This is a genomic window from Curtobacterium sp. ER1/6 (assembly GCF_001742745.1).
Taxonomy (GTDB): domain Bacteria; phylum Actinomycetota; class Actinomycetes; order Actinomycetales; family Microbacteriaceae; genus Curtobacterium; species Curtobacterium citri.
Genome location: NZ_MJAK01000002.1, coordinates 352954 through 378786 on the forward strand (window position 1 = coordinate 352954; position 25833 = coordinate 378786).

Here is a 25833-nt window from a genome sequence, read left to right on the forward strand (position 1 = left end):
GCCGAGTCTCGCGGCCGCGGACCTGAGACTCGCGGTACCCCCGGTGGGACTCGAACCCACAACTCGGCGATTTTAAGTCGCATGCCTCTACCGGTTGGGCCACGGGGGCGGGCCGCAACAGCCTACCGACGCGACGACGGCCGCCGACCCACGCGGGGGCGACGGCCGTCGTGTCGGCTGTGTGGTGCTGCCGGGTCCTACTCGGCGTTCGCCGGGGCCGCGACCGGTGCGGCGTCCTTCGAGACGTCCTCGGCCGGGGTGGCGTAGGCGGGGCCGGCGGCGTCGGCCGGCTGGCCCTCGGCCGGAGCCTGGGCAGCGGCGGGCGCCGGCGCCTCGACGGCGGCCTTCGGACGCGACGCGAACGTCTCGAACGCGGCACGGGGGGTCTCGCGGTCGTCGAGCGACGCGATGTCGCGGCCGAGGAAGAACCCGCCCACCCAGTCGCCGATGACGCGCCACTTGCGCTCCCACGACGGCATGGCCAGGCCGTGGTAGCCGCGGTGGGCGCCCCAGGCGAGGAAGCCCTTCATCGCGAACTTGCCGGACTGGAACACACCGGTGCCGAGGCCGAGGCCCGCGACGGCGCCGAGGTTCTCGTGCTTGTAGTCGTTCGTCGCCTCGCCGCGGATCACCGCGGTGAGGTTCTTCGCGAGCTGCTTCGCCTGGCGCACCGCGTGCTGGGCGTTCGGCACGCAGAAGCCGCCGACCCCGCCGCCGGTCAGGTCCGGCACGGCTGCGACGTCGCCGCAGGCCCACGCGTCGGCGACCACGCCGTTGTCGTCGACCACGCGGAGGTCCGGCTGCACGCGGATGCGGCCACGCTGCTCGAGCGGGAGGTCCGTGCCCTTGACCATCGGGTTCGCCATGACCCCGGCGGTCCAGATGATGAGGTCGGACTCGATGGTCTCGATCGAGTCGTCCTTGGCCTTGAGCTGGCAGACGCCGCCCTCGGCCGAGGCGAGCTGCGTGTCGAGGTGCACGACGGCACCGCGCGACGCGAGGTTCTCGAGCACCCAGTGCGAGGTCTCGAGCGACACCTCGGGCATGATGCGCCCCATCGCCTCGACCAGGTGGAAGTGCGTGTCGTCGAAGGACAGCTCGGGGTAGCTCTTCAGCAGGTCCGAGGCGAACGAGCGGAGCTCGGCGAACACCTCGATGCCGGCGAAGCCGCCGCCGACCACGACGACGGTGAGCAGGCGGTCACGCTCGGGACCGGCCGGCAGGTTCGCCGCCTTGTGGAAGTTCGTGAGGATCTTGTCGCGGATCGCCGCGGCCTCCTCGATGGTCTTCAGGCCGATGGCCTCGTCCGCGACGCCCGGGATCGGGAAGGTGCGCGAGACGGCGCCGGCGGTCATGACGATCTGGTCGTAGGACTCCTCCCACGCCTCGCCCTCGGCCGGGGTGATCGTCGCGGTCTTCGTGGCGTGGTCGACCTTCGTGACCTTGGCCGTGACGACACGCGTCTTCTTGAGGTGACGACGGTGCGAGACGACCGCGTGCCGGGGCTCGATCGACCCCGCGGCCACCTCGGGCAGGAACGGCTGGTACGTCATGTAGGGCAGCGGGTCGACCATGGTGACCTCGGCTTCGCCCTCACGGAGGTGCTTCTCGAGCTTCCAGGCGGTGTAGAAACCGGCGTAACCGCCGCCGACGACGAGGATCTTGGGCACGGGGGATGATCTCCTTGGAGTGGGGTGGTTGCCGGGAGGCTGGTCAGAGTTCGCCGCCACCCGCCCCGACTCCGGCGTCTGCGATGCCATCATACGCCCGGCACTCACACCGGGAGGGCGACCAGGACGCGCGCTCGAGCGCGAGGTCGCCGATGGGGTTGACGCCGGGGCCGGCTGCGAGGGCGTGGCCGACGAGGGCGTGCAGGCACTTCACGCGGGTGGGCATGCCACCGGCGCTGATGCCGTCGATCTCGTCGACGTGCTCGATCGACTCGCGGTCCGCCAGGTAGGACTCGTGTGCCGCGCGGTACTGCGCCGCGACGGTCTCGTCCTCGAGCAGTGCCGCGAGTTCGGGCATGACGTGGTTCGCCTCGAGGGTGCTCACGGCCGCGGTGGCGGCGGGGTGGCACAGGTAGTAGAACGTCGGGAACGGGGTGCCGCTCTCGAGTCGGGGCTTCGTGGAGACGACGGTGGGGTTGCCACAGACGCACCGTGCCGCGATCCCGACGACGTCGCGTGCCGGTCGACCGAGCTGGGCCGACACGACCTGGACGTCACGGTCGGACGGCGGGTCGAAGGGAGGGGTGGTCACGGGCACGTGAGCCTACCGGAGACCCGGGCGCGGGCCTACTTCGTGTCGCTGGTGGCCGCGCCGGTGGGATCGCCCGTGCCGGAGACGTCCGGCGCGACGAGCTCCTCGGTGGTCTTGTCGGTCAGCCCGGACTGCAGGACGCTCGAGAGCATCGCCTGCACCCAGTCGACCTCGGGCGTCTGCACGGTCGAGCTCACCGGGCTGCCCGAGTCGGTCCGGGCACGGTCGGACCCCTTCGCCTCCTCGGCACCCATCACGAGGTAGCTCTCCTCGCCCGGGTACACGTAGAGCAGTCGGTCGCGTGCCTGCGCCTCGATGTAGGCGGGGTCGTCCCAGCGGGCGACGTCCTGCTTCTTCTGCGTGACGTCGGCCTTCTGCGCCGCGACCTCGCGCTGCTGCTGTGCGATCTGCTCCTGCTGCTGCACGAGCGTCCGCAGCGACGGGGCGAGCACGACCACGAAGAGCACGATGATCGCCAGCATGAGCAGGCTGAAGCCCGAGAACCGGATGGACCGGTACCAGGGCTGCTCGTGCGCGCCGGTCTCCGGCACGGCCACGGGGACGCGGCGGACACGGGGCTTCTGGCTGGGCACGGTCCAACGGTAACCCGGCCCGGGTGCGACGCGGGGCCCGGCACGCGGACCGTCGCACGTCGTTCGGCACCCTCCCAGCGGCCGGGAGGCGCGGCACGCGCCCGCCCCGTCGGTCCCGCCCGCAGTCGGGTCACCACCGCGGACGCTGGCCGAGCGTGCAGGACGTGCCGCTCACGTCCGCCGGGCGGGCAGGAACCGTCGCTGCAGGGCGACGAGTGTGACGGATCGGGCCCGCTCGCCACCGTCGAGCGGGCCCGACATCGACGAGACGCCGCCCTCCCGAGGGAGGACGGCGTCTCGTGCGGTGCGTGTCCTAGAGCGCGGCGGCGCGGGGGAACGCGGTGCGGCCGGCGTAGACGGCGGCGTCACCGAGCTCCTCCTCGATGCGGAGCAGCTGGTTGTACTTCGCGACGCGGTCCGAGCGGGCCGGGGCGCCGGTCTTGATCTGGCCACCGTCGACGGCCACCGCGATGTCCGCGATGGTGGTGTCCTCGGTCTCGCCCGAGCGGTGCGACAGGATCGCGGTCATGCCGTGGCGCTGCGCCAGGGAGACGGCGTCGAGCGTCTCGGTCAGCGTGCCGATCTGGTTCACCTTGACCAGGATCGAGTTGCCGGCCTGCTCGTCGATGCCCCGCTGCAGACGCTTCGGGTTCGTGACGTACAGGTCGTCGCCGACGAGCTGCAGCTTGGAGCCGAGCTCGGAGGTCAGGTGCTTCCAGCCCTCCCAGTCGTCCTCGGCCAGGGCGTCCTCGATGGTGACGAGGGGGTAGTTCGCGACGAGGTCGGTGAAGTACCCCGTGAACTCCTCGCTCGAGAGCTGCTTGCCCTCGAACGCGTACTTGCCGTCGTGGAAGAACTCGGTCGCGGCGACGTCGAGGCCGAGCGCGATGTCCTTGCCCGGGGTGAAGCCGGCCTTCTCGATCGCGGCGAGCAGGAAGTCGAGCGCGGCGCGGTTCGACGCGAGCTCCGGCGCGAAGCCGCCCTCGTCGCCGAGGCCGGTCGCCAGGCCCTGCTTCTTCAGCTCGCCCTTGAGGGCGTGGTAGGTCTCGACGCCCCAGCGGAGCGCCTCCGAGAAGCTCTCGGCACCGTAGGGCACGAGGAAGAACTCCTGGATGTCGACGTTGGTGTCGGCGTGCGCGCCACCGTTGACGACGTTCATGAGCGGCACGGGCAGGGTGTGCGCGTTCGGGCCACCGAGGTAGCGGAAGAGCGGGAGGTCGGCCGAGTCGGCGGCGGCGCGGGCCACGGCGAGCGAGGCACCGAGGATCGCGTTCGCACCGAGGCGCGACTTGTTCTCGGTGCCGTCGAGCTCGATGAGCGCGGCGTCGACGAGGCGCTGGTCGGTGGCGTCGAAGCCCTCGAGCGCCGGGCCGATCTCGTCGAGCACGGCGTCGACGGCCTTGAGGACGCCCTTGCCGCCGTAGCGGTTCGCGTCGCCGTCACGGAGCTCGTACGCCTCGAACGCACCGGTGGAGGCACCGGACGGGACGAGCGCCCGCGAGACGACGCCGTCGTCGAGGAGGACCTCGACCTCGACCGTCGGGTTGCCTCGGGAATCGAGGACTTCGCGTGCGCCTACGGCATCGATCTGGGCCACGGGGTACTCCCTACGAGTTCGGTTGTGGTGATTGCGGGTCCGATCCTACCGACGCGCGGTGGAGCGGAGGTGTCGTGCGTCAGGACAGTGGACGGAACTCGACGCCCTCGAGCGTCTCCGTGTCCGCCCGGACGGACGCGAATGCGTCGAACCCCTGCTCGACGAGTCCGGCGAGCTGGTTCTTGGTGTTCTTCACCCGGCGTTCGAGCCGGACCCGACGGTGCGACCGGAGCGCCTCGTCCTTGAGCGCGGCGAGTCGGACGGGGTCGACGTCCTTGTCGTAGACGAGCACGACGGCGTCGGACTCGGCCGACTCCGGCAGCGTGACGAGGTCGACGAGCCGCTCGAACCCGAGCGAGAACCCGACTGCCGGGACGTCCTGGCCGAGGAAGCGCCCGATCATGCCGTCGTAGCGACCGCCGCCGCCGAGGCTGTACCCGAAGTCCGGGTGCGCCACCTCGAAGATCGTGCCCGTGTAGTAGCCCATGCCGCGGACCAGGGTGGGGTCGAAGCGCAGGTCGGCCCCGGGCAGCGCGTCGCGGAGGCGCAGGAGGTCGGCGAACGCCTCGGCGTCGAGCCACTCGGCGTCGGCGACGGAGGACCAGTCGGCGGCCTCGAGCGACCGGATCGTGTCCTCGAGCCCGGGCAGCTCGGCGCCGGTGGTCTCGCGCAGTTCGGCGGCGACCCCGTCCGGCCCGATCTTGTCGAGCTTGTCGACCGTGATGAGGGCACGCTCCGCGGCGGCGGGGTCGACGATGCCCCACGACCCGAGCAGCGCCGTCAGGATCCGCCGGTCGTTGATCCGGATGGTCGTGCCCGCGATGCCGAGGGCGTCGAGGGCCGCGGTCGTCGCGCTGATCAGCTCGATCTCGGCGAGCTGCCCGGGCTCGCCGAGCACGTCGATGTCGCACTGCACGAACTGGCGGTAGCGCCCCTTCTGCGGACGCTCGGCGCGCCACACGGGTGCGATCTGCACCGCCCGGAACACCGACGGGAGCTCGGCACGGTGCGAGGCGTAGAAGCGGGCGAGCGGGACGGTGAGGTCGAACCGGAGCCCGAGGTCTGCGAGGTCGAGCGGAGCCTCGGCACGGCGCACGTCGTCCGTCGTGAGCCCGCGCTTCATCACGGCGAACGCGAGCTTCTCGTTGTCGCCGCCGAGGCCGGAGTGCAGGCGGGCGGCCTCCTCGACGACCGGCGTCTCGATCTCGTCGAACCCGTGCTGCGCGTACACGCCGCGGATGACTCCGAGGACGTGCTCCCGTCGTGCCTTGTCCGCGGGGAGGTGGTCTCGCATGCCACGGGGGGCCGTCACGGTGGTCGCCATGCGCCAATCCTGCCAGAACGCACCGGACCGCTTGCACGCGTGCCGGCACGCTGATACATTGGATGCAGAACCTCGGTTCGGTGGTCTCCTGATCCGATCACCGGGCCGTTCGCGGGGCCGGTGTGCTGCAACGGGGTCCCGCGGTTCGGGCGGGTATCCCTGCCGACGTGACTTCCCTGGCACGTCGTCACCCGCTCGCGGGCACCCTCCTTTTTCGGGTTGGGAGGGTGCCCGCTCTCCTGACCTCGATCACCCGGGATCCCCCGCACGCCCGACCTCCTCGAGCCGCGCCACCGCCGCACGCAGGCCGCGCACGGGATCGATCCCCGCCGCCCGCGCCGCCGCGACCTGCTCCAGCATCGCGCTCCCCCACGCCTCGTCTCGGCCCTCCTGCTCGCGGCCCGCCCCGACCGCAGCGCCGACGACCGCCTCCGCGTCACCCCGCTCCTCGAGCCGCTCGAGCAGCTTGACAGCCCGCTCCAACGGCGGCATCGCGCGGGGCACACCGTCGAACACGCTCGTCCGCGCGGCCTTCTCCGCCGCCTTCGCCGCTCGCCAGACCCGGACGACCTCCTCCTCGGTGTCGGCGTGCTCGTCGCCGAACACGTGCGGGTGCCGGCGGACCATCTTGTCCCGGACCTCGGCGGCGACGTCCTCGAGGTCGAAGCGCCCGGCCGCCGCGGCGATCCCGGCGTGCAGGACCACCTGGTAGAGCACGTCGCCGAGCTCCTCGCGGATCTCGGCGTCGTCCCCCGAGTCGATCGCGTCGACGAGCTCGTACGACTCCTCCACCGCGTACCGCGCGAGCGACGCGTGCGTCTGGGCTCGGTTCCACACGCACCCGCCCTCGGGAGCGAGCAGGCGGTCGACGACTTCGACGAGGTCCGGTACGGCGGTCATCCCGTCATGCTGGCACGCAGCCCGCTCCGGTACCCTGGACGGGGTGTGTCGGGAAGTCTGGTCGACGGTCCGTCGTCCGTACCCGGAACCTGGAGAACCGTGCAGGCGCTCGTCCGCTCGCCCCGCTTCAGCGCCATCGCGCTGCTCACCGCCGCCGTCCTCGGCCTGATCGTCGCGAACTCCGCGCTCGGGCCCGGCCTCGAACGGCTCCTCGACGCCCATTCGCCGTGGGACGCCGTCGGTCTCGACCTCTCCGTCTCGCACTGGATCAGTGACGGTCTGCTCGCCGTCTTCTTCCTCCTGGTCGCCATCGAGCTGAAGCAGGAGGTCGTCGACGGTGAGCTGTCGAACCCGAAGAGCGCCGTCATCCCGGCGATCGCGGCGGTCGGCGGGGTGATCGTCCCGGCGGTGGTGTTCCTGGTGGTCACGACGGGCACCCCGTACCAGCACGGCTGGCCGATCCCGACCGCCACGGACATCGCCTTCGCCCTCGGGGTCCTCGCGGTGTTCGGCCGCGGACTGCCGTCGACCGTGCGGGTGTTCCTGCTCGCCCTCGCGGTGCTCGACGACCTCATCGCCATCGTCATCATCGCCGTGGTCTTCGCGCACGGCACGGACCTCACCGCCCTCGGCGGCGCGGCGGTCGCCCTGCTCGTCTTCGCCGTCCTCGGTCGGCTGCTCCGCCCCGGCCGCGCCGGTCAGGGGTGGGTCATCGCCGCGATGGTGCTCGTCGGCCTCGTCACGTGGTGGCTCGTGTACCACTCGGGCGTGCACGCGACGATCGCCGGTGTCGCCCTCGGTCTGGTGCTCCCCCGACGCCCCGGGCACACGCTGCACGAGCGGGTCGAGCCGTGGTCGAACGCGGTCGTGCTGCCGGTCTTCGCGTTCGCCTCGGCCGCCGTGGTGGTCCCGAGCGTGGGGCTCGGCGAGCTGTCCCCGACGTTCTGGGCGGTCGTGCTCGCGCTGCCGGTCGGCAAGGTGATCGGCATCACGCTCTTCGGCTCGGTCGCGACGCGCATCTTCCGGGCACCGGGCCGCTCGACGCTGTCGTTCGGGTCGATCGTCACCGTCGGTGTCCTCGGCGGGATCGGGTTCACGGTGTCGCTGCTCATGAACGAACTGGCCTTCGCCCGGAACGAGGAGGTCCTCGACGAGGGCGTCCTCGCCGTGCTGGTCGGATCCGGCATCGCGATGATCGCGTCGGCGGTCGTCGTCAGCCTTCGCGCGCGGCGGTACCGGGCGCGTCGCGAGCTCTCCGAGGCGGAGGCGACCGAGTAGGTCGGGGCGCAACGACACGACGGTCGGGAGGCGCGGTGCCGGCTGACACCGCGCCTCCCGTCCGTCGGGTGGTCGCCGCTCAGGCGGCGGGCGTCTCCGCCGGGGCCTTCGAGGCCCCGTAGACCGCCGTCAGGATGCTCTCCACCCACTCGATGAGCCCGGCGTCGGGCAGGGACTCGCCGTGCGGCTTCGGCAGCGGGATGCTCGCGGCGTCCTGCTGCGGGAACCAGCGTGCGCCCGGGTACATCCGCTTGAGCCGGACCTGCGCCGAGTCGGCGAGCTCCTTGCCCGCCACGCGGAGGTTCGACCCCATCACGACCACGTCGGACAGGCCGACCTGCTGCGCCATGCGGCGGAGCCGGGAGACCTCGACGAGGGTGAGGACGGCCTGCGGCGGCTGCCCGTAGCGGTCGGTGAGCTCGTCGAGCACCATGTCGATCGCCTCGGGCTGTGCAGCCGGGGCCGATGCGGCCGACAGCTTCTGGTACGCCTCGAGCCGGAGCCGCTCGGACTCGACGTAGTCCTCGGGGATGTGCGCGTCGACCGGGATCTCGAGCCGGAGCTCGGTCTGGCCCTCGGCGACGTCGCCGCGGAACTGCGACACCGCCTCGCCGATCATGCGGAGGTACAGGTCGAAACCGACCCCGGCGATGTGCCCGGACTGCTCGCCGCCGAGCAGGTTGCCCGCGCCGCGGATCTCGAGGTCCTTCATGGCGACCTGCATGCCCGCGCCGAGCTCGTTGTTCGCGGCGATGGTCTCGAGCCGGTCCTGTGCGGTCTCGGACAGCGGCTTGTCGGCGTCGTAGAGGAAGTACGCGTACCCGCGCTCACGACCACGCCCGACGCGACCGCGCAGCTGGTGCAGCTGCGACAGGCCGTACTTGTCGGCCTTGTCGATGATGAGCGTGTTGGCGTTCGCGATGTCCAGTCCGGTCTCGACGATCGTGGTCGACACGAGGACGTCGAACTTCCGCTCCCAGAAGTCGACCATGACCTGCTCGAGGGTGCCCTCGGACATCTGCCCGTGCGCGACCTGGATGCGGGCGTCCGGCACGATCTCGGCGAGGTGCGACGCGACCGACTGGATGTCCTTCACGCGGTTGTGCACGTAGAAGACCTGCCCCTCGCGGAGGAGCTCGCGGCGGATCGCGGCGGCGACCTGCAGGTCCGACTGCGGGCCGACGAAGGTCAGGATCGGGTGGCGGTCCTCCGGCGGGGTCGCCAGCGTCGACATCTCGCGGATGCCGGTGACCGCCATCTCGAGCGACCGCGGGATCGGCGTCGCGGACATGGCCAGGACGTCGACGTTGGTCTTGAGCTTCTTGAGCTGGTCCTTGTGCTCGACACCGAAGCGCTGCTCCTCGTCGATGATCACGAGGCCGACGTCCTTGAACGCGATGTTCTGCGACAGGATCCGGTGCGTGCCGATGACGATGTCGACGGTGCCGTCGGCGAGCCCGGCGATCGTCTCCTTCGACTCCTTCTCGCTCTGGAAGCGGCTCAGCGCGCGCAGGTGCACGGGAAACCCGGCGAAGCGCTCCTGGAACGTCTCCATGTGCTGGCGCACGAGCAGGGTCGTCGGCACGAGGACCGCGACCTGCTTGCCGTCCTGCACCGCCTTGAACGCCGCGCGGATCGCGACCTCGGTCTTGCCGTAGCCGACGTCGCCGGAGAGCAGGCGGTCCATCGGGATGGGGCTCTCCATGTCGCGCTTGATCTCGTCGATCGTGGTGAGCTGGTCGGCGGTCTCGGCGAACGGGAACGCCTCCTCGAGCTCGCGCTGCCACGGAGTGTCGGGCCCGAACGCGTGGCCCTTCGACGCCATGCGCGCGGAGTAGAGCTTCACGAGGTCGACGGCGATGTCGCGGACTGCCTTGCGCGCCTTCGACTTCGCCGCGGACCAGTCCGACCCGCCCATCTTCGACAGGTTCGGGTTCTCGCCACCGACGTACCGCGAGAGCTGGTCGAGCTGGTCGGTCGGCACGAAGAGCTTGTCGCCCGGGTAGTTCCGCTTCGACGGCGCGTACTCGAGCACGAGGTACTCCCGCTGCGTCTTCACGGCGTTGCGGCCGCCGGAGCTGACCTCGCGGGAGACCAGCTCGACGAACTTGCCGATGCCGTGGGTGTTGTGCACGACGACGTCGCCCGGCTTCAGCTGCAGCGGGTCGACGACGTTCTTGCGGCGACCGGCGAGCTTCTTGACCGTGCGGGCGCCCTGCTGGACGCTGCGGCCGTAGAACTCGGCCTCGCTGAGCAGCGCGATCCGCGGGTCGGGGGTGGCGAAGCCGGCCTCGACGGAGGCCGTCGTGACGATCACGACGCCCGGCTCCGGCGGTGCCGTGAGGTCCTCGGCACGCGCGGCGACACCGGCGTCGGCGAGTACCTGGACCGCGCGCTCGACGAGTCCCTTGCCCTGCGCCGTCACGACGACGCCCCACCCGTCGTCGACGAGGTGCTTGACGTGCTCGACGGCGCCGTCCGCGCTGCCCGCGAAGCTCGGGATGGCCTCGGCGCGAACGCGGATGTACTCACCGGCCTCCGCGGCGGCCTCGGCGTCGCTGAGCACGCGGTCCCGGTCGCCCTCGTCGAGTCCGGAGTCGAACGGCGTCACCGTCCACCAGGTGCGCTGGCCGCGGGTGTTCTTGAGCTGCTGCACGGACAGGAAGTTGCCCGCGTCGAGGTCGATGGGCGCCTGTGCCCCCGCGACCGCAGCGCTCCAGGCGGCCTGCAGGAACTCGGTGTTCGTCTCGGCGAGGCTGTGCGCGCGCCCGGCGACACGCTCGGGCGAGAGGACCGCGATCGTCGCGGCGTCGGGCAGGTACGTGGTGATCGGCACGAGGTCCTGCACGAGCGCCGGCGCGAGGGACTCCATGCCCTCGACCGGGATGCCCTCGGCGATCTTCGCCAGCATCTGGGACAGGTTCGGGAACTCGTGGAGCATCTCGCGGGCCCGCTGCTGGACGTCGTCGCTGAGCAGGAGCTCGCGGGACGCGGTGAGCTCGACCGACCCGAGGTCGTCGTCGGTGGTGCGCTGGTCGGCCACCGAGAACGCCTTGATCGCCTCGATCTCGTCGCCGAAGAAGTCGACGCGCACGGGGTGGTCGGCACCCGGGGGGAAGACGTCGAGGATGCCGCCGCGGACCGCGAACTCACCGCGACGGGTGACGAGGTCGACGCGGGCGTACGCGAGGTCGACGAGCTGCGACGCGATCTGCGCGAGGTCGTTGCCGCGCGAGTCGGTCCGGAGGGCCACCGGCGCGAGCGACGTCAGGTTGCCGGCGATCGGCTGCAGCGCGGCCCGCACGCTCGCGACGACGACGGTCGTGCGACGGTCGGCCGGGTCGGCGTCCTGCCACGCCGCGAGCTTCCGGAGCGTCGCGATGCGGGTGCCGACGGTCTGCGCGCTCGGGCTGAGGCGCTCGTGCGGCAGGGTCTCCCACGCGGGGAACTCGAGGACCTCGGCATCGGGCACGGTGCACGTCAGCGCGCCGCGGACCGCCTCGGCCTCGCGCCCGGTGGCCGTGACGACGAACAGGCACTGGGGACCGCCGCGCTCGGCGAGCAGGGCGCCGAGCAGCGGGACGCGCAGGCCGTCGACGACGGAGAAGTCGGCGTCACGCGCGGCGGCGCGGAGGACACGATCGAACGCGGAGGCGCGCGAGAGCGCAGGGATGATGCCCGAGATCGTCACTCAGACGATGGTACCGGCGGCGTCCGACACGCGGTTCGGCGTGCGCGGCCGGCGAACACGGGCCGCGCACGTCGGTCAGCTGCGGCGGCGACGCCGCAGCAGGAGGCCGGCCGCGACGAGGACCGCGGCGGCGAGCAGCGCAGGGGCGAGCGGGGTCGCACCGGTCCACGCGAGGGAGCCACGGTCGGGTCCGGCGGCCGTGTCGCTGCCGGTGGCCGCGGGGTCGGCTGCCGGTCGGCGGGGAGGCGCGGTGCCGGTGTCCGCGCCGCCCGCGGTCTCCGAGGGGGTCGCCCCGGGGCCGGGGGCCGCCGTGGGGGCGCCGGTCGGGTCCGGTCGCGGGGCGCTCGTGGGGCCGGTGGTCGCCGTCGGCGACGGTGCGACGGTGGCCGTCGGCGTCGCGGTCGCCTGCGCCGTCGGGGTCAGGGTCAGGGCCGGCTCCGGGGTCAGGGTCGGCGTCGGGGTCGGGGTCGGGGTGGTCGGCGGATCGGTGGGACCCGACGTCGGAGCCGGGGTCAGGATCGGCTCCGACGTCGGGAGTGGGGTCGGATCGGGGGTCGGCGCGACCGTCGCGGTCGAGTCGGCCGTCGGGTCGGGGACCGGCGTGCCCGTGGCGGTGGGCTCGGTCGTCGCGGTCGGGCTCGGGACGGCGACCTCGCGACCGGAGGACGCGGCCGTCACGATCCGCTGCCGGTTGTAGTCCGCGACGACGAGCGTCCGGTCCGGTCCGACCGTCACGGCGGTCGGGTTTGCCAGCGTCGATCCGTCCGGAGCCGTCGAGAACGCCGCGGTCCACGCACCGGCTGTCCGTGCCCAGACCACACCGTGTCCGTTGTCCACCGCGAAGACGTCGGCCCCGTCGACGGCGACACCGCGGAGCCTCGACTGCGCGTCCCCCGGGAAGCCGAGTGCCGTGGCGGTCCCCGTCGCACGGTCGACCTGCCAGACCTCGTCGGTCCCGGCGTCCGTCACGGTGAGCGTCCGGCCGTCGGACGACACCGCGACGCCGCTCGGGTCGGTCCACGGCCCGGCCACCGTCGTCCACGCGTCGGAGCCGATTCCGGCGGTGAAGAGCGAGCCGCTCCCCGGGACCGCTGCGAACACGGTCGTGTCCGACACCGCGAGCTCGGACACCGCTCGGCGGACGGGCGGCGCCGTGCGGGAGAGGACGCGACCGTCGGCGTCGAGCACGGCGAGTGCGGGACGACCGGCTTCGGCCACGACGATCCGACCGTCCGCGGTGGTCGTGACCGCCGAGGGGTTCCACAGGTCACCACGGCCGGTCCCGAAGGGCGCGACCACGCTCCAGGTGCCGTCGACCGCGCGGCGCAGCAGCCCGTTCGCCGAGAAGTCCGCGAGGAGCAGCGACCCGTCGGCGGCCCGGTGCACGTCGTTCGGTGCACCGAATCGCGTTGCGACCGGGGGCGCGGCGGTCTCCGCGCTCGTCGGGGTCCAGGTCTCGGTGGCGGCGACCGCGCCGTCCTGCGTGAGGATCGAGGCCAGTCCGACCGCGATGACCGCGATCGCCGCGGGCACCACGCCCACGGCTGCCCGGAGTCGCGGTGTCGGTCGTTCCCGGTGCGGTGCTGGTCCCACGGTCGTCCCCCTCGTCGGGGACGGTCTCCCCGCGGCGAACCTACCGACCGACGGGGTACGGGGTGGTCCCCCACTTCGGGGACCACGCGCCGACCGGACAGCGGCCCGGCGACGGGGCCGTCACGCGCCGGGCGGTGCGCCGCGTGGCGGAGGTGGGGCGTGCCTCCCGGCCGGGAACCGTCAGGAGGGGGCGTGCACGCGCTGCTGCGCGGCGAGGAGGCCGAGCTCCGCGATCGCCTCGACGGCGTCGGCGCCGTCGGCGAGCAGGTTCGGCAGCGTCTTCTTCTCGGTCGGCGAGAAGTCGCGCAGGACGAAGTCGGCGGGGTCCTGACGGCCCGGCGGACGGCCGATCCCCATGCGCACCCGGCTGAACTCGTTCGTGCCGGTCGCCTTGATGATGTCGCGGAGGCCGTTGTGGCCACCGTGCCCGCCGTTGCCCTTGAGGCGCACGGTGTCGAACGGCAGGTCGAGCTCGTCGTGCACGACGACGAGGTCGGCCGGGGTGACGCTGTAGAACCCGAGGACGCTCGAGACGGGGCCGCCCGAGGTGTTCATGAACGAGCCGGGCTTGGCGAGGACGAGCTTCGGTCCGCCCGGCACCAGACGCCCCTCGGCGACCTGGTTCGGCGTCTTGTGCTTCTTGAACGTCGCGCCCATGCGGGCCGCGAGTTCGTCGAGGACCATCTGGCCGACGTTGTGACGGTTGCCCGCGTAGTCGGGCCCGGGGTTCCCGAGCCCGACCACGACGAGGGTCGTTCCTGTCATCAGCGTCGGCCAGACGTTCCGCGGAGTGCCATCTCTCCGGAGGGTCCTACTCGGAGTCGGCGTCGACCGGGGCGGAGCCGCCCTCGGCACCGGCCTCGGCGCCCGCCTCGGCAGCGGCCTCGTCGGCGGCGTCGTCGTCGGCGGTGCCACGCGGGGTGACGATCTGGACGACGAGCGCCTCGGCGTCGGTCTCGAGCTCGGCGCCCGACGGGAGCTCGAGCTGCGAGGCGAGGACCTGCGTGCCGTCCTCGAGGCCCTCGACGTCCACGGTCACGTGCTCCGGGATGTCGGTCGCCTCGACGAGCAGCGAGACCGAGGAGAGGTCCTGCACGTGGATGGTGCCGGAGAAGGACTCACCGGTGACGACGACGGGGACGTCGACGGTGACCTTCTCGCCACGACGCACGACGACGAGGTCGATGTGCTCGATGATCTGGCGCACCGGGTCACGCTGGACGTCCTTGACGAGGGCGAGCTGCGCCGAGCCCTCGATGTCGAGGTCGACGACGGCGTTCGCGGTACGGACGAGCAGCATCGTCTCGTGGCCCGGCAGGCTGATGTGCTGCGGCTCGGTGCCGTGGCCGTAGACGACCGCGGGGATCTTGTCGGCGGCACGGAGCTTGCGCGCTGCGCCCTTGCCGAACTTGGTGCGGTTCTCCGCTGAGAGCTTGGTGTAGTCGGCCATGGTGGCGCCTCCTGGTGTCGTGGTCGACGCCGGGGTGCCGGCATCGGGGGGTCTGTGGTGTTGCAACTCGAACGCGTGCACGCGTGAGGAACGCTCCCAGGGCTGGGCCGGGTCTCCCTACCGCGTCGATCACGGCCGCGCATGCGCGGCCCTCGCCGAAGTCGGTTCACGAGTCTAGCAGGGGCTGCCGGGCGTGTCGTCCGGATGCTGCGCCGCGGACGGATCTCCCGGCACCACGGACGGACGGGAGGCGCGTGGCGGCGCCGCCACGCGCCTCCCGTCCGGCGTCCCCTGCGGCCGCGGGCCGGTCCCCCCAGGACCACCTGCCCGCGACCGCGGCTCAGTCGACGCCCTCCGGCGCCGGCGGCGCGAGCCGCTCGATCGTCGCCGCGACGCGCTCGGCCACCGCGACCTGGTCCGGTCGGACGGCGTCGAGGACCGCGGCGTCGGACGCGGTGACGTGCAGGAGACGAGACCACTGCGCGTCGTACAGGGCACGTCGGTAGCCGGAGGACTCCTGACAGGCCACGTCGTGCTCGGCGAGGGCGGTCTCGGCGGCCGTGATCCTGCCCTCGCGGAAGTTCAGACCGTAGTCCATGAGCATCGACTGCGACGGCAGGTCGCTCGGTGTCCCGGGCAGGTCGACCAGACCGGCCGTGCTCATGCAGCGGTGCCACGCACCCGTGGTCGCGGCGACGGACGGATCTCGCCGGGCGTCGTCGGCGGCGAGGGCCGTGAGCCGCTCGGCCACTGCAGTGCTCTGCTCGACGCCGCTCTCGTTCGTCCCGAGCGCCCGACGGGCGTGACGCCAGCAGGCCTCGACCGCTCCCTCCGGCGCTGCCGCGATCGCCGCCGTCCGATCGGGAGAGCCGGCCCATGCCCGCCTGGCTTCGACGTTGGCGCCGATGGTCGAGATCGCGTGGTACCCGCGGCGCTCGGCCAGGGCGGGCAGCAGTGGCTTCGTCGTCGCGAGCGCCGGGGTCGTGTTGCCGCGAACCGCTGGGTCGTCCGCTTCGCTCAGCGCCTGGAGCCCCGAGACCGTCGCCCACGGTGGTGCCCCGTCGATCCCGAGCCGCTCGAGACAGGGCTCCGCGACCAGTTCCTCGGCGTAGGACGTCGCGTCGACCGCCGGCTGCGCGTAGCCGTCGAGCGGCATCGACCACGTGTCGAGGTCCCGTTCGACGGTGGGGCGGACGGCGTGGTCGGCGGGCTCCGGCAGGCTGTGCAGGACCGCTCCCCCGAGACCGGCGACGACGAGGACGAGGGTGCCGGTCTTCGCGGCACGCTGGGTGATGCGCATGGTTCCCCCTAGGCGCGGACGAGGCCGCGTTCGTGTGCGGTGATGACGACCTGGATCCGGTTCCGGAGTCCGAGCTTCGTCAGCACCGCGCGGACGTGGGTCTTGACGGTGGCCTCGCTGAGGAACACCGACGACGCGATCTCCTGGTTGCTCAGGCCCTTCGCGACGAGCAGGAACACCTCGCGCTCCCGAGCGGTCAGGACGTCGAGCACCTCGTCCGCACGCGGGGTCTCGACGAGGGTGCCGTCGGCGCGGAGCAGGTCGAGTGCCTCGGTCTCGGTCGGTGCCGGGCGCCCCTCGTGCACGTCGCGGATCGTGGTGAGCACGACCTCGGGCAGCGCGTCCTTCGTCAGGAAGGCCGCGGCCCCGGCGCGGAGGGCCGCGAGCACGGCCTCGTCCCGACGGATGGTCGTGAGCACGACGACCTTCGGGCGGTCGCCTCCGCGTGCGGCAAGTCGTGCCGTCGTCTCGATGCCGTTCAGCACCGGCATCCGGAGGTCGAGGAGCAGGACGTCCGGCTCCGCCTCCGCACAGAGGGCCAGTGCAGCGGTGCCGTCCGCCGCGGTGCCGACGCAGGTCATGTTGTCCTGGGCGTCGACGAGCATCCGCATCCCGGAGGCGAACAGGGGCTGGTCGTCGACGACGGCGACGCGGACCTCGCTCACCGGGTGCCCTCGGTGGACAGCCACCCGGTGACGACGAACTCGTCCGGTTCGTCGCCGACGCCCGCGCGGAGCCACCCGCCCGCGAGACGGGCACGCTCCCGCATGCCGTCGACGCCGGACCCCACGCCGTCGAGCCGGACGAGCGGTGCATCGCCGCGCGAGGTCACGACGATCCCGAGGCCGGCTCCGCGCCAGTCGAGCACGACCCGCGCTGTCGCGGTCCGGCCCTGGTGCTTGAGCACGTTCGTGAGGCTCTCCTGCACGATGCGGTGCACGGCACCGCCGACGGCGGTCCCGAGCGACACCGGGTCGCCGTGCTGCTCGAAGGACGCCCGCATCCCGAGCTCGCGCATGTCCTCGACCAGGTCGGGGACGTCCGCCAGCCCGTGCACGGCGTCCGGCCCGGAGCCCTGGATCCGTTCGACGAGCGACCGCACGTCGCCGAGGGCGTTCCTGCTCACGTCGGCGATGTCGCGGAGGGCGGTCGCCGTCGGACCGTCCGGACCCGCGACGGCCGCGGCGCCCTGGGCCTGCGACACGACCACGGCGAGCGAGTGCGCGAGCGAGTCGTGCACGTCGCGGGCGATGCGCGCTCGGTCCTGCTCCGCACGGAGTTCGGCCGTGGTGACCTCGGTCTCCCGCTCGGCCTCGACGACGCGGACGCGGGCGAGGCCGATCCGCCACGCGGCACCGACCGCGACGCCGACCGCCCACGCGATCCCGCTCGCGCCGGCGAGCGCCAGGGTCAGCAGGACGACGTCGTTCCGGGTGCCCGAGCGCGAGGCCGTCCAGTTCCCCCACACGTCGGGGTCGGCCACGGTCGGCACCGCCATGGCCCACGCCGCGGCGGCGCTGGCGACCCCGAGGACGGGCACCGCGAGCCAGCGCAGCAGCCCCGATCGGCCGGCACCGACGAGACCGACGACGATCGCGACGGCCAGGTAGGTCGGCCACGTCGTGTCCCGCGGTCCGGGCAGCAGGTGCAGCGCCTGGAGCAGCGGCACGACCACGACGAGCCCGAGCGCCGTGGCGGGCATCCAGTTCGCCAGACCGATCGCGACCGCGAAGGCGCTGACGACGAGCACGTGGCCGGTCAGGTCGCTGCGGCCGGCCTCCGCGACGATCCACAGCACCAGGTACACGGCGCCCGCGGCGGGAGCCAGGAGGTGCCGTGCCCGGCGGCGGAGGAAGGAGGTCATGTCGGCGAGCGTAGGGCGGGCGTCGCGGCCGGAGCGACCGGGCGGCGACGCTTTCATCCGAGGGGATGAGGCCCGACCTGCGTCAGCGACCGACGTCGCGACGGTGCCGCTGCGCGGCCCGCAGCAGCTCCCGGGCGCGGTCGCTCGCGGCCTCCGCCTCGTCGCGGGTCCGCTCGGCACGTCCGACCGCAGCCGTCGCCTCGGCGAGCTGCCGTTCGAGGTCCGAGCGGTGGTCCTCGGCCGCCTCGAGCTCGGACTCCGCGGCATCGAGCGCGGCGTCGGCATCGCGGGACTCGCTCCGCGCCACCGACTCGGCCTCGCGGGCGGCGCGGCGTTCCGCCGTCGGATCGGCCGTCGGCGTCGGCTGTTCCTCCGGCTCCGGCTCCGGTTCCGCTCGCGGTCCGGAGTCCGGCCTGGAGGCGCGGCTCGCCTTCCGCGTCCGCCTCGCGCTGGTGATCGGGATGGGTTCGGCGTCGGTGCCGGACCACGCGTCGGGGACGGCGTCCGGGTCGGCGAGCGCGCCGTCGAGGTCGACCGCCTCGAACCCGGCGCTCTCGAGGGGTCGGACGAGCAGTCCCGAGCGGACCGCGGCGCCGGCGTGCGGATCCGTCATCGCTGCCTCGATCGTGGCGCGGACCTGGTCGAGCACCGCCGACGTCGCCGGGTGTCCGGCGTCCGAGGCCAGGTCGGCGCCGGCCTGCGCGAGTGCCGTCACGACCGCGGCGCGCTGCTGCCGGAGCTGCCGGATCGCCGCGGGGTCCGCGTCGGCCTGTGCCTGCCGGATCGCCGGGCCCAGGTCCACGGCCTCGTCGAGGGCGCCCTCGTGCGCGAGCAGGTCGACCACCCAGGCAGCGGGCGCGGGCTTCCGCAGGCCACCGATCCTGGTGGCGAGCGCCCGGTCGTCCTTCCGCGCCGCACGCTGTCGCGCAGTGCGCTCGCGCACGAAGTCCGCGGGCGCGACGAGCAGCAGTCCCCTCGCCACCTCCGCGAACTCCACGCACCCAGCATGCCCGGCGCTCCGGGAGCCGCTACCAGTCGTGGACGGTCCCGTCGGCCAGGCGGTTGAACGGCAGGTACGCCTGCTCGTAGGGGTACTTCCCGGCCTCGTCGACGTCGAGCGTCACGCCGAGACCCGGCTCGTCGCCGGGGTGCAGGAAGCCGTCCCTGAACGTGAAGGTCTGCCGGAACACCTGGTTCGTCCGCGGCCCGTGCTGCATGTACTCCTGGATGCCGAAGTTGTGGATCGCGAGGCCGAGGTGCATCTGCGCCGCCAGGCCGACGGGCGAGATGTCGGTCGGTCCGTGGAAGCCGGACCTGACCTGGTAGAGCGCGGCGTAGTCCATGGTCTTCCGCAGCGGGGTGATGCCGCCCATGTGGGTGACGGCCCCGCGGACGTAGTCGATGAGCTGGTCGCGGATGATGTCCTTGAAGTCCCAGATCGTGTTGAAGACCTCGCCGATCGCGAGCGGCGTCGTGGTGTGCTGGCGGACGAGCTTCAGCGCCTCCTGGTTCTCGGCGGGGGTGCAGTCCTCGAGCCAGAACAGGTCGTACGGCTCGAGCGACTTGCCGAGCTTGGCGGCCTGCAGCGGGGTCATCCGGTGGTGTCCGTCGTGCAGGAGCGGCAGCTCGGGGCCGAACTCGTTCCGCACCGCCTCGAACACCGTCGGCACGTGCCGGAGGTACGCGCGGGTGTCCCAGTCCTCCATCGCCGGGAACGCCCCGCGCTGTGCCGGCTCGAAGTCGTAGCGGACGCCCGCGTTCCCCGCGGTCGTCCTGTTGGAGGCGATGCCGTAGATGCTCTCGAGCCCGGGGACGCCGGTCTGGACCCGGATGGAGCGGTAGCCCTCCTCCTGGTGCTCGCGGATCGAGTCGAACAGCTCGGGCAGCTCCTTGCCGGAGGCGTGCCCGTACGCCATGAGCCCGGTCCGGGAGGCGCCGCCGAGCAGCTGGTAGAGCGGCATGCCGGCGACCCTGGCCTTGATGTCCCACAGCGCCATGTCGACCGCGGCGATCGCGGCCATCGTGACCGGACCCCGTCGCCAGTACGACGAGCGGTACAGGAACTGCCAGGCGTCCTCGATGCGCCCGGCGTCGCGACCCGCGAGCAGCGGGACGACGTGCTCGGTCAGGTACGCCGCGACGGCGAGCTCCCGACCGTTGAGCGTGGCGTCGCCGAGCCCGGTGACGCCGTCGACGGTCGTGATCCGCAGCGTGACGAAGTTCCGGTCCGGGCTCGTCACGACGACCTCGGCCCGGTCGATCAGCTGGCCGCGGTCGGTCGAGGCCCAGGTGTCCGGCCGCCCCGTCCCCGCGCCGCTCGCCGATCCCCCGTCTCCCGCGCCGGGGAGCGGTGCGGCCGGGTCCGTGGTGCTCGCGTGGCTGGCGTCGGTCATGCGGGGAACTCCTTCGTCGGCGGACCGCGGAGCGTACCGCGGCGGTGCGGGTGCGGTCACGGCGAGCGCGACGTGCACGTCGAGTCTGCCCCGGGGGCGCCGGGATCGCCACGGAGTGGAGCGTCGTACGCAAGGCAGGAGCGGCGGGCATCGGACTGTCCGACGTGGATCCGTGGTGACCGGCAGCGGTCCGGGCGCGGCCGCGCGGTAACGTCGCGGGTGTGCACGAGGACCCCGCGGACCCGCTCCCCGTCGACCGTGGGGACCGCGCTCGCCGAGCCGGACGCCCGGTCGTCGAGGCCTACAGCGACCGAGCCGACGAGTACGCGCAGGTGCTCGGCTCGATGCACGCCGTGCACCCGGCGGACCGGTCGCTCGTCGAGTCGTGGGCGGACGGGGTCACCGGCACGGTCCTGGACGCCGGGTGCGGCCCGGGGCACTGGACGGCGCACCTCGCCGGACGGGGGCACCCGGTCGTCGGTCTCGACAGCGTGCCGCGCTTCGTCGAGCTCGCCCGCGCGGCGGCACCGGACGTCGACTTCCGGGTGGGCTCCTTCGAAACCACCGGGCTGCCGGGCGACTCGATCGGCGGAGTGCTCTCCTGGTACTCGCTCGTGCACCACGCCCCCGACCGTGTCCCGGGAGCGCTGGCCGAGTTCCGCCGGGTCCTCGTGCCCGGAGGCGGCTTGCTGGTCGGGTTCTTCACGGGCGAGGCGCTCGAGCCGTTCGACCACGCCGTGACGACCGCCCACCGCTGGCCCGTGGCGCAGATGGTCGACGTCCTCGACGGCGCCGGGTTCACGGTCGTCGACGTGCAGCAGCGGACCGACCCCGGCGTGCGTCCGCACGCGGCCGTGTCCGCCGTCCGCAGGTGATCAGGGCTGCCATCCGGGCGTGACGAGTCCGGTCTCGTAGGCGAAGACCACGAGCTGCGCACGGTCGCGCGCCCCGAGCTTGATCATCGCGCGGGAGACGTGGGTCTTCGTGGTCGTCGGGCTGACGAAGAGGCGCTCGGCGATCTCCGTGTTGGTCAGTCCCAGCGCGACGAGCTGCATGACCTGGCGCTCCCGTTCGGTGAGGGCGTCGAGCGCCGGCGCCAGCGAGGACGGCTTCGCGTGGGTGGCGTACGCGGCGACGAGGGAACGGGTGGCACCGGGTGAGAGCAGCGACTCCCCCGCGTGCACGGTGCGGACGGCCCGGAGCAGCTCGGCCGGCTCGGTGTCCTTCACGAGGAACCCCGCTGCGCCGCCGCGGATCGCCTCGAAGACGTAGGAGTCCTCCTCGAACGTGGTGAGGATCACGACGTGCACGGCGTCGAGATCGGGGTCGGCGGAGATGCGCTGCGTCGCGGCGAGCCCGTCGGTGCCCGGCATCCGGATGTCCATGAGGACGACGTCGGGACGTTCCCGGCGGACGGCCTCGACGGCGGCGTCCCCGTCGCCCGCCTCACCGACGACCGTCATGCCGGGCTCGGCCTCGACGAGCGCCCGGAGGCCCGCCCGGACGAGCACCTGGTCGTCGACCAGCACGACCCGGATCGGGTCCTCCGCCGAGCTCGTCGTCGGACTCGTCGTCGGGCTCATCGTCGGGCCGCCGCATCGGTCGTGGCCGGGGTGCCCGGGGCGACGGTGACGGGCAACCGTGCCGCGATCCGCCAGCCGGACGCCGTCGGTCCCGCGGCGAGGGTGCCCCCGACGGCGTTCGCACGCTCGCGCATTCCGATGATCCCGTTGCCGGACGGGCCGAGCAGCGGAGCGACGGACGGTGCGCCGGTCGTGCGATCGGGTGCGGCGGTGTCCTCGACGACGAGTTCGACGACCTCCGGGCCGATCCGGACCCCGATGACGGCGTGGTGGTCGTGCGCGTGCTTCATGACGTTGGTCACCGACTCCTGGACGATGCGGAAGGCCGTGCGGTCGGTGGTGCGGTCCAGCGTCGCGGGGTCGCCGTCCACCTCGGCCCGGAGGTCGACCCCCGCCGCACGTGCCCGTTCGACGAGGTCGGGCAGGCGGTCGAGACCCGGCACGGGGTTCCGCTCGGGCTCGGCACCCTCGGACGCCGACGCAGACGCCGACGCGGTGCCCGGATCGCCCTGGCCGTCCACCGAGCGCAGGACGCCGAGGATCGTGCGGAGCTCCACCAGGGCGTCGCGGCTGGTGTCCCGGATGTCGGCGAGCGACTGCCGGGTCCGGTCGGGCAGGTCGGCACCGAGGTGGAGCGCCACTCCCGCCTGCAGGTTGATGAGGGACATGCTGTGAGCGACCGAGTCGTGGAGCTCGCGGGCGATCCGCACCCGCTCGTCCCGTGCTCGTCCCTGCTCCGCCGCGGCTCGGCGCCGACGACGCTCGGCGGCTCGGTCGAGTCGGACCCGGACGAGCTCGGAGACGGACAGCGTCACCGCCACCCAGGCGACCGCGAGGAAGACGCTGTCGAGTCCGCGCCCGGACCCCCGTCCCAGCAGGTCGTCGGCGGTCGGGAGCACCGCGGCGGCGATCGCCATGACGACGACGACCGTCTTCCGGCGTCCCCGGAGCCAGGCGTTGGCCGCCGCCATCGTCAGGGCCGCGACGAAGGGGCCGCGCGGGCTGACGAGCACGGCGTAGCCGACGGTGGTGACCAGGGTGACGAGCAGCACCGCGCTGGGCCACCGCCACCGCCACGGCAGGACGACGACCCCGGCGACGAGCAGCGCGATCGCGACCGGACCGGGCTGTGCCGCATCGGACACCGCCGCGCCGAGCCCGTGCGGCATCCAGGGCGGTCCGCCCCCGGCACCCGCGGGCGCACCCGCCGGGAACCGGGCGGCGAGGAGCGTGCCGCCGACCTGCACGACGGCGACCGGCAGCACCCGCCCGACCCGGGCGAACCGGCGGACGCCGCGCGCACGGTCGTCGGAGACCGCGAGGGGGTCGGCCGGTTCGGATCGCATGCCCCGAGCCTAGGGTCGTCCCGCCGCGGTGCCGTCGGACGAGGGCAGGAGCTGTGGACTACTCCCCGGGGAGTACACGGCGGCGGTGGGGCGGCCTCCGTACGACCGCGGGAGGAGCGGGAAGTGGGCCTCGACGGCGGACGCGGGACGGGCCTCCCGGCCGTCAGGCTGACACCGTCACCGATCCCGGTGACGCACCACGACCGGAGGCCACCATGCACACCGCACTCTCGACCATCGCCGCCGTCGGCCCGTACGGGCACGGCGGCGGGTTCCCCTTCCCCGTCTTCCCGCTGTTCTTCCTGCTCGTGTTCCTGGCAGCGGTCGTCGCGTTCGGCGTCCTGCGCCGCGGCAGCTGGCGCGCCCGCTCCGACGCCCGCGCGGTGCTCGCCGACCGCTTCGCACGCGGCGACATCGACGCGGAGGAGTACCGCTCGCGGCTGTCGGAGCTCGGCCGGAAGTGAGGTCCGGCCGGAGCCGACGCTCAGCCGGAGGTGACCGACAGCGCCGACGTGATCGTCGCCACGGTGTCGTCGACCGACCCCTCGATCGACACCGCGACGGCGGCCTCGTCGGGCTCCGGCCGCTCGAGCGTCGCGAACTGCGAGTCGAGCAACGAGGACGGCATGTACTCGTGGTGGCGGTGGGACTGCCGGTCGGCGATCAGTTCGTGCGAGCCGTCGAGGAACGCGATCACCAGGTCCGGCGCGGCCGTCCGCAACCGGTCGCGGTAGACGCGCCGGAGCGCGGAGTTCGCCATCACGCACCGGTGCCCGGAGGCCTGGACCTCGGCGATGCGTGCGGCGCACGCGTCGAGCCACGGCCACCGGTCCTCGTCGGTGAGGGGCGTGCCCTGCCGCATCTTCTCCTTGTTGGCCGCGGGGTGCAGGTCGTCGGCGTCGACGAAGGTGCTCGGCTGGCCTTGCTCGGCGAGGGCGTCGGCCAGCGCCTGACCGATCGTCGACTTGCCGGAGCCGGAGACCCCCATCACGAGCACGGGCGGGAGGACGTCGCGGTCGGTCATCCCTCCACAGTACGGGCCGTCCGGTTCCCGTCCACAGTTGCTGCGACACCCGTGCCGTCCCAGGGCTGCGGTCGTACGGTGGCGGGAGGACCGCAGGCCCTCGAGACCCAGGACGAAGGAGACGACGTGGCAGAGAACGAGCAGCCCGGAGACGGCGGCAAGGCGAACATCGGCGTGGTCGGCCTGGCCGTCATGGGGTCGAACCTGGCCCGCAACCTCGCGTCGCGCGAGGGCAACACGGTCGCGGTCTACAACCGCACCTACGCCCGCACCCAGGAGCTCGTCGACGAGCACGGGGACATGGGCTTCATCGCGTCCGAGGACATCGACGGCTTCGTGGCCTCGCTGGCGAAGCCGCGCACCGCGATCATCATGGTGCAGGCCGGCAAGGGCACCGACGCCGTCATCGGGCAGCTCGCCGAGCGGTTCGAGGAGGGCGACATCATCGTCGACGGCGGCAACGCCAACTTCCACGACACCATCCGCCGCGAGCACGACCTGCGCGACAAGGGCCTCAACTTCGTCGGCACCGGCATCTCCGGTGGTGAGGAGGGCGCGCTGAAGGGCCCGTCGATCATGCCGGGCGGCTCAGACGAGGCCTGGGAGACCCTGGGGCCGATCCTGAAGTCGATCGCCGCGGTCGCCGAGGGCGAGCCGTGCGTCACCCACGTCGGCACCGACGGCGCCGGGCACTTCGTGAAGATGGTCCACAACGGCATCGAGTACGCCGACATGCAGCTCATCGCCGAGTCGTACGACCTGCTGCGCCGCGTCGGTCGGCACTCCACGGACGACCTGGTGAAGGTGTTCGAGCAGTGGAACGAGGGCGACCTCGAGTCGTACCTGATCGAGATCACCGGCGAGGTCCTCAAGCAGCAGGACCCCGAGTCCGGCAAGGCCCTGGTCGACGTCATCCGCGACGAGGCGGGGTCGAAGGGCACCGGCGTCTGGACGGTGCAGAACGCCGTCGGGCTCGGCGTCCCCGTGTCCGGCATCGGCGAGGCGGTCTTCGCCCGCGCGGTGTCCTCGAAGCCGAGCCAGCGCGCCGCCGTGCAGCAGGCGTTCCCCGACCGCCCCGACGTGGTCGACGTGCCGGACGGCTTCGAGGACGACGTCCGCGCGGCGCTCTACGCGTCGAAGGTGGTCGCGTACGCGCAGGGCTTCGACCTCATCATCGCCGGGGCGAAGGAGTACGACTGGGACATCTCGCTCGGTGACATGGCGAAGATCTGGCGCGGCGGGTGCATCATCCGCGCGCAGTTCCTCAACCGCATCGTCGAGGCGTACGACAAGGACCCCGAGCTCGAGTCGCTGCTGGTGGACCCGTACTTCGCCGACGCGGTCAAGGAGGGCGAGGCCGCCTGGCGTCGCATCGTCGGGATCGCTGCCGCCTCGGGCGTCCCGGCACCGGGCTTCTCGTCCGCGCTCGCGTACTTCGACTCGCTCGCGTCCGACCGACTCCCCGCGTCGCTGATCCAGGGGCTGCGCGACTTCTTCGGCGCGCACACCTACCAGCGCATCGACAAGGACGGCACGTTCCACACGCTGTGGTCGGACGACGACCGCCGCGAGGTCGAGCAGGAGCCGTCCACGCACTGAGCCGGTCTCCTTGCACGCACGGCACAGGCCCCCGTC

The 25833-nt window shown here is 72.8% G+C and carries 22 protein-coding genes and 1 tRNA gene; 4 read left to right on the forward strand and 19 right to left on the reverse strand.

What is annotated here, in order from left to right; all coding sequences use genetic code 11:
* Positions 1-35: 35 nt before the first annotated feature.
* The 7 genes from Cus16_RS05975 to Cus16_RS06005 all read right to left on the reverse strand — a co-directional run bounded on the left by Cus16_RS05975 (position 36) and on the right by Cus16_RS06005 (position 6676).
* A tRNA-Leu gene (locus Cus16_RS05975) sits at positions 36-109 on the reverse strand.
* 88 nt (positions 110-197) lie between these two features.
* Complete coding sequence (locus tag Cus16_RS05980; protein WP_069711705.1) at positions 198-1670, reverse strand: NAD(P)/FAD-dependent oxidoreductase; 1473 nt, start codon at positions 1668-1670, stop codon at positions 198-200.
* A gap of 43 nt (positions 1671-1713) precedes the next feature.
* The gene (locus Cus16_RS05985) at positions 1714-2262 is read right to left on the reverse strand and encodes a DUF501 domain-containing protein (protein ID WP_069711706.1); all 549 of its coding nucleotides are present in this window, start codon (positions 2260-2262) and stop codon (positions 1714-1716) included.
* Positions 2263-2297: 35 nt separating this feature from the next.
* Positions 2298-2855, reverse strand: a complete 558-nt coding sequence (locus Cus16_RS05990) for an FtsB family cell division protein (protein ID WP_069711707.1) — start codon at positions 2853-2855, stop codon at positions 2298-2300.
* A 313-nt stretch (positions 2856-3168) separates the two neighbouring features.
* The gene (eno, locus tag Cus16_RS05995; protein WP_069711708.1) at positions 3169-4452 is read right to left on the reverse strand and encodes a phosphopyruvate hydratase; all 1284 of its coding nucleotides are present in this window, start codon (positions 4450-4452) and stop codon (positions 3169-3171) included.
* A gap of 79 nt (positions 4453-4531) precedes the next feature.
* Positions 4532-5776, reverse strand: coding sequence for a histidine--tRNA ligase (hisS, locus tag Cus16_RS06000; RefSeq protein ID WP_069711709.1), 1245 nt, complete (start codon positions 5774-5776; stop codon positions 4532-4534).
* 249 nt (positions 5777-6025) lie between these two features.
* Positions 6026-6676 (reverse strand): MazG family protein, encoded by a 651-nt coding sequence (locus Cus16_RS06005; RefSeq protein WP_069711710.1) that lies wholly within the window; start codon positions 6674-6676, stop codon positions 6026-6028.
* 99 nt (positions 6677-6775) lie between these two features.
* Here Cus16_RS06005 and nhaA point away from each other — a divergent pair, with 99 nt between their 5' ends.
* Positions 6776-7954 carry a Na+/H+ antiporter NhaA gene (gene nhaA / locus Cus16_RS06010; protein WP_069711711.1) on the forward strand — a complete coding sequence of 393 codons (1179 nt, stop codon included), beginning with the start codon at positions 6776-6778 and terminating at the stop codon, positions 7952-7954.
* Between the two features lie 79 nt (positions 7955-8033).
* On the opposite strand, the gene mfd is transcribed toward nhaA, so the two are convergent.
* From mfd to manD, 9 genes are all read right to left on the reverse strand, one after another.
* Positions 8034-11645, reverse strand: a complete 3612-nt coding sequence (gene mfd / locus Cus16_RS06015) for a transcription-repair coupling factor (RefSeq protein ID WP_069711712.1) — start codon at positions 11643-11645, stop codon at positions 8034-8036.
* A 75-nt stretch (positions 11646-11720) separates the two neighbouring features.
* On the reverse strand, positions 11721-13238 hold the full coding sequence (locus Cus16_RS16590; protein WP_189319541.1) for a hypothetical protein: 1518 nt from the start codon (positions 13236-13238) through the stop codon (positions 11721-11723).
* A 180-nt stretch (positions 13239-13418) separates the two neighbouring features.
* Positions 13419-14003 (reverse strand): aminoacyl-tRNA hydrolase, encoded by a 585-nt coding sequence (gene pth, locus Cus16_RS06025; RefSeq protein ID WP_069711714.1) that lies wholly within the window; start codon positions 14001-14003, stop codon positions 13419-13421.
* A 46-nt stretch (positions 14004-14049) separates the two neighbouring features.
* Entirely contained in the window at positions 14050-14688 is a 639-nt protein-coding gene (locus tag Cus16_RS06030) for a 50S ribosomal protein L25/general stress protein Ctc (protein WP_069711715.1), read from the reverse strand.
* Positions 14689-15028: 340 nt separating this feature from the next.
* Positions 15029-15988, reverse strand: coding sequence for a hypothetical protein (locus Cus16_RS06035; protein WP_069711716.1), 960 nt, complete (start codon positions 15986-15988; stop codon positions 15029-15031).
* Between the two features lie 8 nt (positions 15989-15996).
* Positions 15997-16653, reverse strand: a complete 657-nt coding sequence (locus tag Cus16_RS06040; RefSeq protein ID WP_141718833.1) for a response regulator transcription factor — start codon at positions 16651-16653, stop codon at positions 15997-15999.
* Complete coding sequence (locus Cus16_RS06045; RefSeq protein ID WP_069711717.1) at positions 16650-17852, reverse strand: sensor histidine kinase; 1203 nt, start codon at positions 17850-17852, stop codon at positions 16650-16652. The genes Cus16_RS06040 and Cus16_RS06045 overlap by 4 nt, the downstream gene beginning before the upstream one ends.
* 82 nt (positions 17853-17934) lie before the next feature.
* Positions 17935-18849: a hypothetical protein gene (locus tag Cus16_RS06050; protein ID WP_069711718.1), complete on the reverse strand. Its 915-nt coding sequence runs from the start codon at positions 18847-18849 to the stop codon at positions 17935-17937.
* 31 nt (positions 18850-18880) lie between these two features.
* Positions 18881-20245 (reverse strand): D-mannonate dehydratase ManD, encoded by a 1365-nt coding sequence (gene manD, locus Cus16_RS06055; protein WP_223246540.1) that lies wholly within the window; start codon positions 20243-20245, stop codon positions 18881-18883.
* A gap of 221 nt (positions 20246-20466) precedes the next feature.
* Between manD and Cus16_RS06060 the strand changes: the two genes are divergently transcribed.
* Positions 20467-21120 carry a class I SAM-dependent methyltransferase gene (locus tag Cus16_RS06060; RefSeq protein ID WP_223246541.1) on the forward strand — a complete coding sequence of 218 codons (654 nt, stop codon included), beginning with the start codon at positions 20467-20469 and terminating at the stop codon, positions 21118-21120.
* Here Cus16_RS06060 and Cus16_RS06065 read toward each other — a convergent pair whose 3' ends face one another.
* Complete coding sequence (locus Cus16_RS06065; protein WP_069711719.1) at positions 21121-21828, reverse strand: response regulator transcription factor; 708 nt, start codon at positions 21826-21828, stop codon at positions 21121-21123.
* Positions 21825-23174: a sensor histidine kinase gene (locus tag Cus16_RS06070; protein WP_069711720.1), complete on the reverse strand. Its 1350-nt coding sequence runs from the start codon at positions 23172-23174 to the stop codon at positions 21825-21827. Before Cus16_RS06070 ends, Cus16_RS06065 begins: the two co-directional genes overlap by 4 nt.
* Before the next feature lie 215 nt (positions 23175-23389).
* On the opposite strand from Cus16_RS06070, the gene Cus16_RS06075 reads away from it, so the two are divergent.
* Positions 23390-23638 carry a hypothetical protein gene (locus tag Cus16_RS06075; RefSeq protein ID WP_069711721.1) on the forward strand — a complete coding sequence of 83 codons (249 nt, stop codon included), beginning with the start codon at positions 23390-23392 and terminating at the stop codon, positions 23636-23638.
* 20 nt (positions 23639-23658) lie between these two features.
* Here the strand turns inward: Cus16_RS06075 and Cus16_RS06080 are convergent, their stop codons facing one another.
* Positions 23659-24198 carry a gluconokinase gene (locus Cus16_RS06080; RefSeq protein ID WP_069711722.1) on the reverse strand — a complete coding sequence of 180 codons (540 nt, stop codon included), beginning with the start codon at positions 24196-24198 and terminating at the stop codon, positions 23659-23661.
* Between the two features lie 126 nt (positions 24199-24324).
* Here Cus16_RS06080 and gndA point away from each other — a divergent pair, with 126 nt between their 5' ends.
* Positions 24325-25797 (forward strand): NADP-dependent phosphogluconate dehydrogenase, encoded by a 1473-nt coding sequence (gene gndA, locus Cus16_RS06085; RefSeq protein ID WP_083263749.1) that lies wholly within the window; start codon positions 24325-24327, stop codon positions 25795-25797.
* Positions 25798-25833: the final 36 nt, after the last annotated feature.